Origin of the sequence: Vibrio pomeroyi (assembly GCF_024347595.1) — a bacterium.
Lineage (GTDB): Bacteria > Pseudomonadota > Gammaproteobacteria > Enterobacterales > Vibrionaceae > Vibrio > Vibrio pomeroyi.
Genome location: NZ_AP025506.1, coordinates 2,518,215 through 2,533,298, shown reverse-complemented (window position 1 = coordinate 2,533,298; position 15,084 = coordinate 2,518,215). Strand labels below are relative to the sequence as shown.

10 protein-coding genes are annotated in these 15,084 nt (G+C 44.3%); 5 read left to right on the top strand and 5 right to left on the bottom strand.

The window, feature by feature from the left end:
* Positions 1-469: 469 nt before the first annotated feature.
* The gene (gene fadR / locus OCV12_RS11030; RefSeq protein WP_019823572.1) at positions 470-1,309 is read left to right on the top strand and encodes a fatty acid metabolism transcriptional regulator FadR; all 840 of its coding nucleotides are present in this window, start codon (positions 470-472) and stop codon (positions 1,307-1,309) included.
* Positions 1,310-1,425: 116 nt separating this feature from the next.
* Here the strand turns inward: fadR and OCV12_RS11025 are convergent, their stop codons facing one another.
* Both OCV12_RS11025 and metG read right to left on the bottom strand, forming a co-directional pair.
* Positions 1,426-1,905, bottom strand: a complete 480-nt coding sequence (locus OCV12_RS11025; RefSeq protein ID WP_176680183.1) for a YehS family protein — start codon at positions 1,903-1,905, stop codon at positions 1,426-1,428.
* Between the two features lie 220 nt (positions 1,906-2,125).
* Positions 2,126-4,186, bottom strand: a complete 2,061-nt coding sequence (metG, locus tag OCV12_RS11020) for a methionine--tRNA ligase (protein WP_261884666.1) — start codon at positions 4,184-4,186, stop codon at positions 2,126-2,128.
* A 157-nt stretch (positions 4,187-4,343) separates the two neighbouring features.
* Between metG and apbC the strand changes: the two genes are divergently transcribed.
* From apbC to OCV12_RS11005, 3 genes are all read left to right on the top strand, one after another.
* A complete protein-coding gene (gene apbC / locus OCV12_RS11015) occupies positions 4,344-5,420 on the top strand; it encodes an iron-sulfur cluster carrier protein ApbC (protein WP_261884665.1) in 1,077 nt (358 codons plus the stop codon).
* Positions 5,421-5,695: 275 nt separating this feature from the next.
* The gene (gene udk, locus OCV12_RS11010) at positions 5,696-6,337 is read left to right on the top strand and encodes a uridine kinase (RefSeq protein ID WP_004734002.1); all 642 of its coding nucleotides are present in this window, start codon (positions 5,696-5,698) and stop codon (positions 6,335-6,337) included.
* Between the two features lie 106 nt (positions 6,338-6,443).
* Positions 6,444-8,585 (top strand): AsmA family protein, encoded by a 2,142-nt coding sequence (locus tag OCV12_RS11005; RefSeq protein WP_261884664.1) that lies wholly within the window; start codon positions 6,444-6,446, stop codon positions 8,583-8,585.
* Between the two features lie 230 nt (positions 8,586-8,815).
* Here the strand turns inward: OCV12_RS11005 and cobO are convergent, their stop codons facing one another.
* A complete protein-coding gene (cobO, locus tag OCV12_RS11000; RefSeq protein WP_261884663.1) occupies positions 8,816-9,421 on the bottom strand; it encodes a cob(I)yrinic acid a,c-diamide adenosyltransferase in 606 nt (201 codons plus the stop codon).
* Between the two features lie 84 nt (positions 9,422-9,505).
* Here cobO and OCV12_RS10995 point away from each other — a divergent pair, with 84 nt between their 5' ends.
* Positions 9,506-9,955 carry a low molecular weight protein-tyrosine-phosphatase gene (locus tag OCV12_RS10995; protein WP_261884662.1) on the top strand — a complete coding sequence of 150 codons (450 nt, stop codon included), beginning with the start codon at positions 9,506-9,508 and terminating at the stop codon, positions 9,953-9,955.
* 109 nt (positions 9,956-10,064) lie between these two features.
* On the opposite strand, the gene OCV12_RS10990 is transcribed toward OCV12_RS10995, so the two are convergent.
* A complete protein-coding gene (locus tag OCV12_RS10990) occupies positions 10,065-11,612 on the bottom strand; it encodes a SulP family inorganic anion transporter (RefSeq protein WP_261884661.1) in 1,548 nt (515 codons plus the stop codon).
* Positions 11,613-11,871: 259 nt separating this feature from the next.
* Complete coding sequence (gene rne / locus OCV12_RS10985) at positions 11,872-15,009, bottom strand: ribonuclease E (protein ID WP_261884660.1); 3,138 nt, start codon at positions 15,007-15,009, stop codon at positions 11,872-11,874.
* Positions 15,010-15,084: the final 75 nt, after the last annotated feature.

Below are 15,084 nucleotides of genomic sequence, written 5' to 3'. Positions count from 1 at the left end.
TTTTGAGCGCAACTCTACTCTTAGATAACATTTAGTCAACAGGAAAAGCCCTGTAGCACTAAAAATACCTCTTTTTTGTTGAGAAACGCGATCAAAGTAGCGGAAGCATACCACTTAAAATGTGATAAAAACCGACTAGAATCAATATTTCAGCGAAATGATTGAAATTTACAGAATAAAGACGGTTTATATATGATTATTACAACTTAATATTGCAATTTAATGGCTTTAAAATTATGACCAATCTCATTGATTTTAAAGAAAATTTGTTGTGTTAATGATTTGTTGAAATAGTGATTTATAGTCGCTTGCTTTCTAAACCTAGAGTGCAAACGTGTGCTGAACTTTAGAGTTTTAACTCTACTGATGTTTTGAGTGAGTAAAATTTTTGAGGGTGTTTCCGCTAGGTGTTAACTAGTGGTATGATGAGTAAATTAGAACAGAATAATTAAATTGGATTGAAGTGTAGATGGTCATTAAGGCGAAGAGCCCGGCAGGATTTGCAGAAAAGTATATCATTGAAAGTATTTGGAATGGCCGTTTCCCTCCAGGTTCTATCTTGCCAGCAGAGCGTGAGCTTTCTGAGCTAATTGGTGTTACACGTACTACGCTTCGTGAAGTACTTCAACGTCTTGCTCGTGATGGTTGGTTGACAATCCAACACGGCAAACCAACCAAAGTTAACCAGTTTATGGAGACATCAGGTCTTCACATCCTAGATACGCTAATGACGTTGGACGTTGATAACGCAAGCAAGATGGTAGAAGACTTACTTGCTGCTCGTACTAATATCAGCCCGATCTTTATGCGTTATGCATTCAAAGCAAACAAAGAAGCTTCAGAGCGCACTATTAGTAACGTGATTGAATCTTGTGAAGCGCTACTTGCGGCACCAACATGGGATGAGTTCTTAGAATCATCGCCATACGCTGACAAGATCAAGCAAGCAGTAAAAGAAGATTCAGAGAAAGATGAAGCGAAACGTCAGACGATCTTAATCGCGAAGACTTTCAACTTCTACGATTACATGCTTTTCCAACGTTTAGCATTCCATTCAGGCAACCAAATTTACGGCCTGATCTTCAACGGTGTACGTAAACTGTATGATCGTATTGGTAGCTACTACTTCTCTAACCCAGAAGCACGACGTTTAGCGATGGACTTCTATAAAGAGTTGTTCGTTATCTGTGAGAGCGGCCAACGTGAAAACTTGCCATTGGTGATCCGTAATTACGGTATCGCAAGCGCGCAGGTTTGGAACGAAATGAAAACAACGCTGCCAACGAACTTCACTGAAGACGACAGCTAATCTTTTGGGCTAACTAAATAGCGTTAAAGAAAGAACAAAAAAAGCGGCGAGATAATTCAATTATCTCGCCGCTTTTTATTTATAAAGAATCTGGCTAGTTTACCAGTAGGTTGTTTTTAACCTGCAAACTCTTCTGAGTCAGGGCGGTTAGTAAACTGAACGCCATTTAGGAAGTCGCAAAGTAATTGGTCTTCACACACTTTGTAGTTTTTGTTCTCTGGCTTACGGAAGTAGGCACCAATCTCATATTTACTTAGACTTACGCCAACCACTTCTAACACGTCTAGCACATCTTCTGCTTTCATGTTTAACGCGATACGTAGCTTCATGAAAATCATGTTGTTTGTCAGTGCTACCTCAGGTTTAGGCTGAGCACCTTCTTTTTTACCACGCTTCAGGTTGATGAAACCATTTAGGAATACCGCTAGCTCTTTATCTTTCATCTTAGAGCATGACTTGTCATTGTCGTCTTTCAGCCAGTTAATCACTTGGTCATGAGCAACAGTCACATCAGCTTGTTCGATAGCTTTGATGATTTGTGCATTTTTAAGGTTTAGTGCGTGCTGAATACGACGCAAGATTTCATTGTTAGTCACTGAGGTGTCCTAAAGAGGTTTAGAGAGTAAAGTGGATTCAAATGGCGCTTTGCCATTCATAAACCATTTCATACTTTACTTAGCATAGTTGACGGCGACTCTAACAGAGAACGCCTATTTTCGGTAGATATAAAAAATCCCCAATGCTGGTTAGCTCTTTCAAGCTAAAAGTGCATTAGGGATTTTGCTATGAGTGTTGTCTATCTGACTGAAGTCAGAATTACATTACACGCATACCAGGTTGAGCACCTTCGTGTGGCTCAAGGATCCATAGGTCGCTGCCGCCAGGGCCAGCTGCTAGGATCATACCTTCAGACATACCAAACTTCATCTTACGAGGTTTTAGGTTTGCTACCATAACAGTTAGCTTGCCTTCTAGCTCTTCAGGTTTGTATGCTGATTTGATGCCAGAGAATACTTGGCGCGTTTCACCACCGATGTCCAATTGGAATTTCAGTAGTTTGTTCGCTTTTGGTACTTCTTCACAAGAGATGATACGAGCAATACGCATATCAACTGCAGCAAAGGCATCAAACTCAATCTCATCTGCGATTGGCTCTTTGTCTAGCTCAGTTTGGCTTGCTTGCTCTTTCTCTGCGTCTGCTTTTTCTTTTGCTGCTGCTTCAGCGGCTGCATCTTCTTTAGAAGACTCGATCATCGCTTCCACTTTCTTAGGGTCAATACGGCTAAATAGCGCTTTGAACTTAGTGATTTCGTGATCAGTTAGCGGCGATGCAACACCTTCCCACGTTAGCTCTTCGTTTAGGAAAGCTTCAGTGCGAGCCGCAAGCTCAGGCATAACTGGTTTCAGGTAAGCCATTAGTACGCGGAATAGGTTGATACCAACAGAAGAAACTTCTTGAAGCTCTTTCTCTTTACCTTCTTCTTTTGCAAGAACCCAAGGTGCTTTCTCATCGATGTACTGGTTAGCTTTGTCTGCTAGTGCAGTAATTTCACGGATAGCGCGGCTGAACTCACGAGTTTCGTATAGCTCACCAATACGATCAGCAGCAGCAACGAATTCGTTGTAAAGTTCTGGTTCTGCAAATTCAGCAGAAAGCTTGCCTTCAAAACGCTTAGTGATGAAGCCAGCGTTACGCGAAGCTAGGTTAACAATCTTGTTTACTACATCAGCGTTTACACGTTGAGTGAAGTCTTCAAGGTTAAGGTCTAAATCATCGATACGGCTGTTTAACTTAGCAGCGTAGTAGTAACGTAAACACTCAGGGTCTAGGTGGTTTAGGTACGTGCTTGCTTTGATGAATGTGCCTTTCGACTTAGACATCTTCGCGCCGTTCACAGTTACGTAACCGTGTACGAATACGTTGTTTGGCTTACGGAACCCCGCGCCGTCTAGCATTGCTGGCCAGAATAGGCTGTGGAAGTAAACGATGTCTTTACCGATGAAGTGGTAAAGTTCAGCAGTGCTGTCTTTCTTCCAGTATTCGTCGAAGTTTAGGTCGTCACGCTTGTCACATAGGTTCTTGAAAGAAGCCATGTAGCCAACAGGTGCATCTAGCCATACGTAGAAGAACTTGTCTTTTTCGCCTGGGATTTCGAAGCCGAAGTAAGGTGCGTCACGTGAGATATCCCACTGTTGTAGGCCAGACTCGAACCATTCCTGCATTTTGTTTGCAGTTTCGTTCTGTAGAGAGCCAGAACGAGTCCACTCTTTAAGCATGCTTTCGAACTGAGGTAGGTCGAAGAAGAAGTGCTCAGAGTCTTTCATTACTGGAGTTGCGCCAGAAACCGCTGATTTAGGGTTAATCAGTTCAGTTGGGCTGTATGTCTCACCACAGTTATCACAGTTATCACCGTACTGGTCTTCTGACTTACACTTAGGGCAAGTACCTTTTACGAAGCGGTCTGGTAAGAACATCTCTTTCTCAGGATCGAAAAGCTGAGAAATAGTACGGCTAGAAATGAAGCCGTTCTTTTTAAGTTCTAGGTAGATGTGAGAAGCCAGTTCACGGTTCTCTTCGCTGTGTGTGCTGTGGTAGTTATCAAAGCTGATATCAAAGCCAGCGAAGTCTTTTTGGTGCTCTTCACTAACAGCAGCGATCATCTCTTCTGGTGTGATACCCATCTGTTGAGCTTTAAGCATAATTGGCGTGCCGTGAGCATCGTCAGCACAGATGAAGTTTACAGTGTTGCCACGTAGACGCTGGTATCGAACCCAGATATCAGCTTGGATATGCTCAAGCATATGGCCAAGGTGAATAGAGCCGTTAGCGTACGGAAGCGCACAAGTTACCAAAAGTTGTCTTGGATCAGTTGCCATACTTAATAATTCGCTTTTTTGATAGGTATAAATTTGAGAGGTAATACTACTTTATAACGTGTGATACGCCAAGGTATCAGACAAAGGATTCCCCTAGTTTTTTAGGGGTTCAGTCTTCATCTCGTGGGTGATAGCATAAATAAAAAAAGGAGCCCCAATGCGTAACTTTACTTCGAAGCAAGATTTCTGTTCATGGTTGAATGAGTTTGAGTCACCAATCCTCATCCCAGAGTGGGCGCTACACCAAAACATCGTCTCTGTTGATCCCCGAGGATCATTTGTTATTACCTTGCCTTTCGCGGCTAACCAGCTTGCTGTTGATCTTGAAGATTGGATTAATGCCCAAATTGAGCAAAAGCTTGTGAGTGCTTTCCAATTTGAAGTGAAGGTGAAGCCATCTGCGTTAGAAACGACAGTAGCGACACCATTGAAGGGCGTGAAGAACATCATCGCCGTGACGTCTGCAAAGGGTGGGGTGGGGAAATCGACGACTTCAGTCAACCTTGCTCTGGCTTTATCTAAGTCTGGTTCAAAAGTGGGTTTATTGGATGCCGATATCTATGGCCCTTCTGTACCTATGATGCTTGGCCAATTAGATGCGAAACCAGAAGTCCAGAATAACAAGTGGATGATGCCAATCGAAGCGCACGGCATTTTCACTCACTCTATCGGTTACCTTGTTTCGAAAGATGATGCTGCAATTTGGCGTGGCCCAATGGCGGCCAAGGCTTTAGGTCAGCTTGTTAACGAAACCGTATGGCCAGAGTTGGATTACCTAGTTATCGACATGCCACCGGGTACGGGTGATATTCAGTTAACTCTATCTCAGCAAATCCCAGTAACAGGCGCGGTTGTTGTTACTACTCCTCAAGATTTGGCATTAGCAGACGCACGTAAAGGTGTTGCGATGTTTGATAAAGTGAGCGTGCCAGTTGCGGGCTTAGTTGAAAACATGAGCTACCATATCTGTAGTCACTGTGGTGAGAAAGAGCATATCTTTGGTGCGGGTGGTGCAGAAGCGATGTCAGAAGAGTTTTACCTCGATATCTTAGCGCAAATTCCACTGCACATTGACGTTCGTGAAGACATCGATGCTGGTTGCCCGACAGTCGTTCGTCGCCCTGATAGCGAACATACTCGTCACTATTTAGAGCTTGCAGAGAATGTGGCTGCGAAGATGTTTTGGACGGGCAAGGCGAGACCAGAGGCGATTAACTTTTCTATGATTGAATAGCGAATATATAGTTGAATAGCGCAAGTTAATCACAAAGTCGTTTAAATATTGTTTGGATTAGATAAACAGCGGTGGATTTAATCCAATATCCATTGGGCTTGTGCAAATAGTTGTAGGCAAGTTATTTGAAAGCAAACGATTGTCTTAAGTAAATGTATTGAGATCATCAATTTGACTGCAATTAGCTAAAATGGTGACTAGAATCTATGTGCTTTAGCCCCTATAATCAGGCGGTTTATCTATTCCCACCACCAAACCATATCGGGTGCAAAATAATGTCTGATAATAATCAATGTGTCATCGTAGGTATCGCTGGCGCTTCAGCTTCAGGAAAAAGTCTGATTGCTAGTACGATTTATAATGAGCTGCGCGAAAAAGTAGGCGACCATCAAATTGGTGTTATCACGGAAGATTGCTATTACAGCGACCAAAGCCACTTGAGTATGGAAGAGCGAGTTAAAACTAACTACGATCACCCAAATGCACTAGATCATGACCTTTTATGTGAACATCTACAGCAGCTAATGAGTGGCAATGCCGTAGAAGTTCCTGAATACAGCTACACAGAGCACACACGTACTTCTGAAACGACTACACTTACTCCTAAGAAAGTGATCATTTTAGAAGGTATTCTGCTTCTTACAGACCCGCGTCTTCGTAAACTAATGCACGCAAGCGTGTTTATGGATACACCGTTAGACATCTGTCTACTACGCCGTGTTAAGCGTGATGTGGAAGAGCGTGGTCGTACAATGGACACAGTACTTAAGCAATACCAAGAAACGGTACGTCCAATGTTCATGCAGTTTATCGAGCCTTCAAAACAACATGCAGACATCATCGTTCCTCGTGGTGGTAAAAACCGTATTGCGATTGATGTGCTAAAAGCCCACATTGCGAAGTTGTTGAAGTCTTAATCGAATAAAAATTTGCCTAAGTGACTCACTTAGCTTTATTTTTTACCGAATCAGTGGCACTTTTATAGTGCCACTTTCTTTTGGAATCTAAGCAAGGAATATGCGGATGAAGAAACTACTCATTTTCATAGCTGTACCAGTGTTTGTTGTTATTGCAGCAATTCTGGCACTAGTGCTGTTAGTGAATCCCAACAAATTTAAGCCATTAATTGTCGAACAAGCCCAAAAACACACAGGCCTAGAGCTAGTGATCGAGGGCGATATCAGCTGGCAATTCTTCCCATCTATTGGCTTTGAACTTGGTCAAACTGAATTACGTAACCCAGAAGGGTTCACCCAACCGAACCTATTCAAGGTTGATACCGTTGGCGTTGATGTTTCGGTTACTCCGCTGTTTAGCAACCAACTAGAGATCGGCAACATCACTCTAGACGGTGCAGAGTTCTATTTAGAAACGCTTAAAGATGGTCGTAAGAACATCGATGCGTTAACACAAGCCTCAGCGCCTCAAGAATCTGAGACTGCTGTTGCAGACACAACCCCTGAATCAGCTCCAGCACCTCAAGAACAAAGTGCAACGGAAGCATCTGGTTGGACGATTAACCTTGCAGGTGTCACTGTCTCAAACGCACTGTTTGAAATGGACGACAAGCAAGCGGGTTCATTCACTAAGTTGTACGATGTGTCTTTGAATTTATCTGAATTTGCTGTGGATACATGGACAACGGCAACTTTCGCTGCTTCTGGTGAAAACAATCAACAGAAATTCTCTGCAAACGGCAGTGCTGAATTTAAACTAGCGGAAGGTTTCGCAAGTTACGCACTACGCAATATTGACCTCAATGCGAAATTCAATGATCCAGCAACGTCGATTGACTCAGCGAAGATTGGCTTGGATACGTTTGAATTCGATAAGGTGAACCAACTGACTTACGCTGTGGTAGGTAAAGCTGCGGGTCTTGACCTAGACCTGAAAGGTGGCGGTGAGTTAACTGTTGATAGCGCGATTTCAAAAGTGACACTGAATAAGCTAACGCTTGACTCAACATTCAAAGGTGACACGCTTCCGCAATCACCAATGAAAGTCGATATGTTGTCTGATTTGAGCTTTGACCTAACTAAGAGCCACTTGAGCTTCGTGTTAGAGAAGCTACAAGCAAACTCGATCGCGCTAGATGGTAAAGCTGACGTAACCCTGTCTGAAATTCCAAAGGTTCGTTTCTCCCTTCATAGTCCGAACATCGACCTTGATGAGTTCTTAGGCTTAGGTAACACAACAGGAACGGCGAGCACGGCTCCTTCTGAGTCTGCTGGTGGTTCAACGTCAAACTCAGGTAGCTCTGAACCTGCGAAAGAAGTAGAACCTGATCTGTCGGCACTGAAAACGTTAGACGTTAAAGGTGATATCACGATTGATAAGTTCAAGGCGAGCAATGCGAAAATGCAGAATGTTAAAACAGCATTCTCGGTTAACCGCGGTATCGCAGAACTTACCTCATTCACATCGAACCTTTACCAAGGCTCTATTTCTGCAACAGCTAAGTTAGATGCACGTAAAACACCAGCGACTTACACAGCTAAGAAGAAAATCAAAGGCGTGAAAGTTCAGCCGTTACTGGTTGATGTTGCAGATAACGATATGCTGGAAGGTACCGGTAATATCGATGTTAACGTGAAAGGTAAGAGCCTGACTCCGACGGGTATTAAGAAGAACCTAGTCGGTACTATCGCGATTAACTTTGAAGATGGTGCGGTTAACGGTATCAACGTTGCGCAATTGATTCGTGAGAATTACGCGAAGATCAAAGGCGAGAAAGTTGAAAGCACAAATGAAGCTCAAAAAACGGACTTCAGTGCAATGAAAGCGACGCTGAAGGTCGACAAAGGTTGGGTTTCAACCAACGACTTATCGGCACAGTCACCACTACTGCGCGTTACTGGCCAAGGTAAAGCGAACTTCATTAATGAGACTGTAGACTTCCTAGTAAGAACGTCGATCGTTGGTTCGTTAGAAGGTCAGGGTGGTAAGAGCATTGATGACCTGAAAGATGTGACTATCCCAACTAAGGTAACTGGCCAGTGGGCAGACCCGAAATTTGCACTTGTTTTTGATGATGTATTGAAACAGAAAGCACAGAAAGAAATTGATCGTGGTTTAGAAAAGCTAGACGAAAAGTACGGTGACAAGATCAAAGATGAGAAAACAAGAGATGCAGTAAACGGCCTACTAAAAGGTTTGTTTAACTAGTCTTCATCTCATTTGAAAAAGAATAAAGCGCCATTCCTGTTATAGGAATGGCGCTTTTTATTTTGGTTTAGATAATCTTAAAGAGAGATTCACTATGGTACTCGTTCCTCGCTCTAGGGAATGACGATAGGCCGTCGTCCGTCGTCCTTTGTTCAAGAGCGTAACGGCCTAGTGGTCGTCATCCTCGAGAGGGAAGAATGACCGAGTCGGGGATCTCTAGTTGAAGACTATTACCAATCCACGCCTTGTAGCGCTTTAACACCAGATTCGAAAGCGTGTTTCACGTTACGAACTTCAGATACAGTATCTGCCATCTCTGTAAGAGTACGGTGCGCGCCACGGCCTGTAATGATTACAGACTGCATCTTCGGACGGTTATTCAACGCCTCAACTACTTCATCGAGTTCGATGTAACCGTAGCTGACCATGTAAGTCAGCTCATCAAACAGAATCACATCAATCGACTCGTCAGCTAGCATGCGCTGACACTCTTTCCATACACGCTGCGCGGCTTCAATATCTTGCGCTTTGTTCTGAGTTTCCCAAGTAAAACCTGTGCCCATCACTTGGAACTCGACATCGAGCTTTTGCAGAACGTTTTTTTCGCCGTTATCCCAAGTGCCTTTAACAAACTGAGCAACGGCACATTTCTTACCGTGACCCACAGCGCGAGTAATGGTGCCGAAACCTGATGTCGACTTACCTTTACCGTTACCAGTGATCACCAATAATAGGCCTTTGACTTCTTGTGCTGCAGCCACACGTGCGTCGACTTGTTCTTTTACTTTCTGTTGTCTTGCTTTATGACGTTGTTCTTTGCTGTCTTCGGTCGACATAACAAATCCTTTTAAGTTGTGATTGCGTCTATCATAGCCTAACTTAACGATAGCAAAAACCATCGGAAGAACAGGTGATTACGGATGAAAAAGATACTCGTGGTTTGCATGGGGAATATTTGTCGCTCGCCAACAGGTGAGGCGGTACTCAGAGAGAAAGCGCAACAGCTAGATATTGATGTTGTAGTCGACTCTGCGGGGACGATTGGTTTCCATCAAGGAAACCCACCGGATTCGCGTTCAAAGGCAGCTGGCGAGAAGCGAGGCTACAGCTTCAAGGGCATTACCTCTCGTAAAGTCGTCATGAATGACTTCGAAGAGTTTGACCTGATACTCGCGGCAGATAAGGCCAATTTAGATGACTTAATGAGTCAGTGCCCAGCGCATCTGCAATACAAGCTTGCGTTATTTTTGAGTTTTGGAGAATCGGACTATCAAGAGGTTCCGGATCCATATTATGGAGAGGGCGATGGTTTTGAGCTGGTTTTGGATTTAATTGAAGAGTCTAGTGATGCAATACTCCGGTCTATTTAACATCAAAGCTATGTTCAGTGCTTTACTGCCTAGTGACTAAATACGACGTATAAAAAAGGCCGACATTTAATGTCGGCCTTTTAAATCTAGCTTTACGTTCTGCCTAAGATTACTTAGACATTACTTTGTAGATTGGGTCTTCTGCAACGTTCGCTTCAACTAAGCTACCGGCTTTGTGCAGCATAGCAACACAGTCTTGGCTTAGGTGGCGAAGGTGAAGCGTTTTACCTAGTGCTGCGTAACGCTCTGCAATAGTATCAATCGCTTCAATAGCTGAGTGGTCGGTAACGCGTGAGTTTGCGAAATCAACGATAACATCTTGTGGATCGTTGTATGCGTCAAACAACTCTAGGAAGTTAGCCGTTGAACCAAAGAAGATTGGGCCATTAACTTTGTACTCTTTAGAGCCTTTGTCGTTTACCGATGTGTCTGCGTAGATATGCTTAGCATGTTGCCATGCAAACATTAGTGCAGATGCAATTACACCTACAAATACAGCAACCGCTAGGTCTGTCATTACAGTTACAACCGTAACCAGAACGATAACGAAGAAGTCTTGCTTAGGTACGCGACGTGCAAGCTTGAAGGTTGCCCATTCGAATGTACCAATTACAACCATGAACATTACACCCACTAGCGCTGCTAGAGGAATCATCTCGATAAGTGCAGAGCCGAATAGGATGAACATCAGTAGTGCAACGGCAGCAACGATACCAGAAAGACGACCACGACCACCTGAGTTTACGTTGATCATCGATTGACCGATCATCGCACAACCACCCATCGCGCCAAATACTGAACACGTCACGTTTGCCATACCTTGACCAACACATTCACGGTTAGATTGACCACGAGTGTTTGTCATTTCGTCTAGTACGGTAAGCGTCAATAGTGATTCGATTAGACCAATCGCTGCCAGAATCACTGCGTAAGGCAGGATGATGTATAGCGTTTCTAGGCTAAATGGTACTGCTGGAATAGAGAATGTTGGTAGAGAGCCCGCTAGTGTTGCTGCTTCGTCACCAGACATAGTGCGCAAGAAATCGACAACAGTACGAGTTTCTAGGTCAAGGCCAACAACCAAAGCCGTTACCGTAACAATAGCAACCAATGACGATGGTACCGCTGTTGTTAGTTTAGGTAGGAAGTGGATGATTGCCATAGTCAGAGCTACAAGGCCTAACATCAGTGTCATTTGACCGCTTGGTAACCAAGTTAGCGCACCTGTTACGTCTGGTGCTTTAAATTGTCCAAGCTGTGCTAGGAAGATAACGATCGCTAAACCGTTCACGAAACCAATCATTACTGGGTGCGGAACGATACGGATGAATTTACCTAGCTTAAATACACCCGCTGCAATTTGCAGAAGGCCGGCTAGCATAACTGCCGCAAATAGGTATTGAACGCCATGGGTTGCTACTAGGCTCACCATTACAACAGCCATTGCGCCAGTTGCACCAGAAATCATACCTGGACGACCGCCGAAGACAGAAGTAATTAAACCTATGATGAATGCTGCGTAAAGACCAACCATTGGGTCAACGCCTGCAACAAAGGCGAATGCTACGGCTTCAGGTACTAGAGCTAGGGCTACTGTAAGACCTGAAAGCACATCATTCTTTACAGAGTGCTTTGAAAATTGTGGGAATTCGAACATGTTTGCTCAGCTATGCTTTAGATGGATTTACCCGACACGAGTGTATTGCGTAGCCAAACGGTGATTGAAAAGAGCGGCAATAGCGAAGTGTCGAAAAGATAAGTGCGCGAATGCTACCCAAAAATGTGATTAAGTTCAAGGTTGAACCTAACTTTGAGTAATATATCTATTAATTTTTATTCGATTAGCAGATATGAAAAAGGCTGCTTTAATAAGCAGCCTTTGATTCGATTTTCTAGTGATTACTTAGCAGTAAACGCTAGTAGTTTGGCTTAGTCATGCCTGCGCCAGCTTTGTTTGACGCTGCTTGACTGCCTGCACCTTTCGGTACAAAACGCTCAGTACGGAATGGAGCAGCAACAACTTCAATCTCTTTGATCTCTTGAGGACCAGGAGCTTTAGTCATTGGCGAACCCGCTTGTTTCTTAGCAACTGCCGCTTTTGGTGCTGCTTCTGAAACTGGTGTTTCTACCACCGGAGCTTCTTCAACTTTCACACTTTCAGCTTTAGGCGCTTCAACTGCTGTTGGTTCAACGACAGGCGCTTCAGTTTCAACTGCTGGTGCTTCAACAACCGCTTCCTCTGCTTTCACAGTCTCAACAGGTGCTTCAACTACTGCAGTTTCAACGACAGGAGCCTCAACTTTCACTTCAGCAACCACTGGAGCTTCTTCAACTACAGCAGGAGTCTCAGCTACTTGAGCTTCAACAGCAGCGTCTTCGCGACGGATAATCACTTTGCCCATAGCCAGTTCAGGACATGCAAAGCCGCCTGCCATTGCTACGTTGCTTTGTGGAGCCGTCTCTTGAGCTACGTTTTGCTCTTGTTCTTTAACAGAAACTTGAGTTTCAACTGCTACTTGAACTTCAGCCACTTCAGGTTTTGCCTGTTTGTGGTGAGGTTTTGGAATGAAGCGAGGCATCACTTTACCCATAGCCATCTCTGGAGAAGCTACACCACCTTTACGTAGGCGGAATGGGTTAGGGCGACGATCACGACCGCGACGACGACGTTGACCACTTGCACGTAGGTGACGTGGAGAACGACGGTTACGACGTTGCTTCGGCTCTTCCTGTTCAGTTTGCTCAGCATTTGCTTGAGTTGCTTCTACTTGTTCCGCAACTTTTTGCTCTTGAGCGACTGATTGTTCTTTCGAAACAGCTTGTTCTTTTGACGCGTTGTCTTCAGCTTGAGCTTGTTGGTCTTTAACACGAACTTGCTTGTTCAGTTTACGACGTTGACGACGCTCTTTGATCTTAGCTGCTTTCGCTTCAGGCTTAGCTTTAGGCGCTTCTGGCTTATCAGCTTGAGCTTCTGCCGCTAGCTGTAGACCTTCTTCTGCTAGCTTAGAAGGAACTTGCTCTTCGCGTTGCTTCTGCTCATCACGTGGCTTGTTGCGACGATCTTGCTTAGGCTTGCGAGGTTGACGATTTTGCTGTGGAGCTGCTTCTTTCTGCTCTTCAGGCTTCTCGTCACGAGCTGGCTTACGACGGCGCTTGTTGTCACGGTTTTCGTTACGATTGTCACCACGCTCACCACGTTGGTTGCGACGACGGTTATCGTTACGATCACGGCGTTGACGGTTGCCGTTGTTGCGATTGTTCTTAGGTTTTTCTTCTTCTTTCTTCTCTTCTTCTTTCTTCTCTTCTTGAGTTGAAGAGCCGAATAAGAAGCTACCGATAGCTTTGAAGAAACGACCAATTAGACCTGGTTCTTGAGTCGCTGCTGGCTCAGCTTTCTTCTCTTCTACAGCTTTAGGTGCTGGAGCAGGAGTTGGTGCTGATTGAGCAGGGGCTGCGAAACCTTTCAGAGCTGGCTCTTCGATCTTCTTAGGACGAATAGTCTGTTCTGCTGGTTCTTTGCTTTCTGCTTCTTTAAGAGCGTCTAGCTTCTTAGGAAGTAGGTAAGACAGTAGATCGAACTCTTCGCCTTCACGAACACGGATAACCTCAAAGTGTGGTGTTTCCATGTCTGAGTTAGGAACAACAGTGATCTTAACTTCTTGGTTCTTCTCGATGTGGTTTACTGAGCGACGTTTTTCGTTCAGAAGGTAAGAAGCGATTGGCACAGGCACAACAGCAAGCACTTGCGCTGTGTTGTCTTTTAGAGCTTCTTCTTCGATCAAACGTAGAACAGACAGTGCTAGAGATTCGTTATCACGAACAACACCAGTACCTGTACAACGAGGACAAATGTGGTGGCTTGCTTCCGCTAGTGATGGGCTCAAACGTTGACGAGACATCTCTAGAAGACCAAAGCGAGAAATACGACCAATCTGAACACGTGCACGATCTAAACGAACGGCATCACGTAGACGGCTTTCTACTTCGCGTTGGTGGCGAACCGGAGTCATATCGATGAAGTCGATAACAACAAGACCACCTAGGTCACGTAGACGTAATTGACGTGCAATTTCATCCGCTGCTTCTAGGTTAGTGTTTAGCGCTGTTTCTTCGATATCGCCGCCCTTTGTTGCACGAGCAGAGTTGATATCGATAGAAGTTAGAGCTTCTGTTGGGTCGATTACGATAGAACCACCAGATGGAAGACGAACTTCACGTTGGAAAGCTGATTCGATCTGGCTTTCAATCTGGTAATGGCTGAATAGTGGCACTTCACCATCGTATTTCTTAACGCGATTCATGAAATCTGGGCGTATTAATTGAATGTGCGCTTGTGCACGTTCAAAAATAGTGTTGCTGTCGATTAGAATCTCGCCGATGTCACGACGTAGGTAGTCACGAATCGCGCGAACGATAACGTTACTTTCTTGGTGAATTAGGAAAGGAGCTGCATTTGAATCAGAAGCTTGCTTGATAGCGCCCCAGTGATTCAATAGAACATTCAGGTCCCACTCTAACTCTTCTGCACTTTTGCCAACACCTGCTGTACGCACGATTAAGCCCATACCTTGAGGAAGCTCAAGAGTGCTTAATGCTGCTTTCAGTTGAGTGCGCTCATCACCTTCGATACGACGAGAAATACCGCCAGCACGAGGGTTATTAGGCATCAAAACTAAGTAGCTACCCGCCAAAGAGATGAAAGTTGTCAGTGCAGCACCTTTGCTACCACGTTCTTCTTTCTCTACTTGTACGATTACTTCTTGGCCTTCTTTTAGCACTTCTTTAATGCTAGGACGGCCTTGGTATGTATAACCTTCAGGGAAGTATTCGCGGGCAATTTCTTTAAGAGGGAGGAAACCGTGACGTTCTGCGCCGTAATCAACAAATGCCGCTTCTAGGCTTGGCTCAATACGGGTAATACGTCCTTTGTAGATATTCGCTTTTTTTGACTCGTGACCTGGACTTTCGATATCTAGATCGAACAGTCGCTGGCCATCAACCAAAGCGACACGCAACTCTTCTTTTTGAGTTGCGTTAATTAACATTCTTTTCATTTAGAAATTCTCATTGTCTTTTCTTATTTTCATCATTGTTCTTATCGCTTTATTTCGTTTCTCATGGTGCCAGAT

Coding starts and splice junctions, on each gene's coding strand:
- fadR (WP_019823572.1), top strand. CDS start 470: ATGGTCATTAAGGCGAAGAGCCCGGCAGGATTTGCAGAAAAGTATATC.
- metG (WP_261884666.1), bottom strand. CDS start 4,186: ATGGCAACTGATCCAAGACAACTTTTGGTAACTTGTGCGCTTCCGTAC.
- apbC (WP_261884665.1), top strand. CDS start 4,344: ATGCGTAACTTTACTTCGAAGCAAGATTTCTGTTCATGGTTGAATGAG.
- udk (WP_004734002.1), top strand. CDS start 5,696: ATGTCTGATAATAATCAATGTGTCATCGTAGGTATCGCTGGCGCTTCA.
- OCV12_RS11005 (WP_261884664.1), top strand. CDS start 6,444: ATGAAGAAACTACTCATTTTCATAGCTGTACCAGTGTTTGTTGTTATT.
- cobO (WP_261884663.1), bottom strand. CDS start 9,421: ATGTCGACCGAAGACAGCAAAGAACAACGTCATAAAGCAAGACAACAG.
- OCV12_RS10995 (WP_261884662.1), top strand. CDS start 9,506: ATGAAAAAGATACTCGTGGTTTGCATGGGGAATATTTGTCGCTCGCCA.
- OCV12_RS10990 (WP_261884661.1), bottom strand. CDS start 11,612: ATGTTCGAATTCCCACAATTTTCAAAGCACTCTGTAAAGAATGATGTG.
- rne (WP_261884660.1), bottom strand. CDS start 15,009: ATGAAAAGAATGTTAATTAACGCAACTCAAAAAGAAGAGTTGCGTGTC.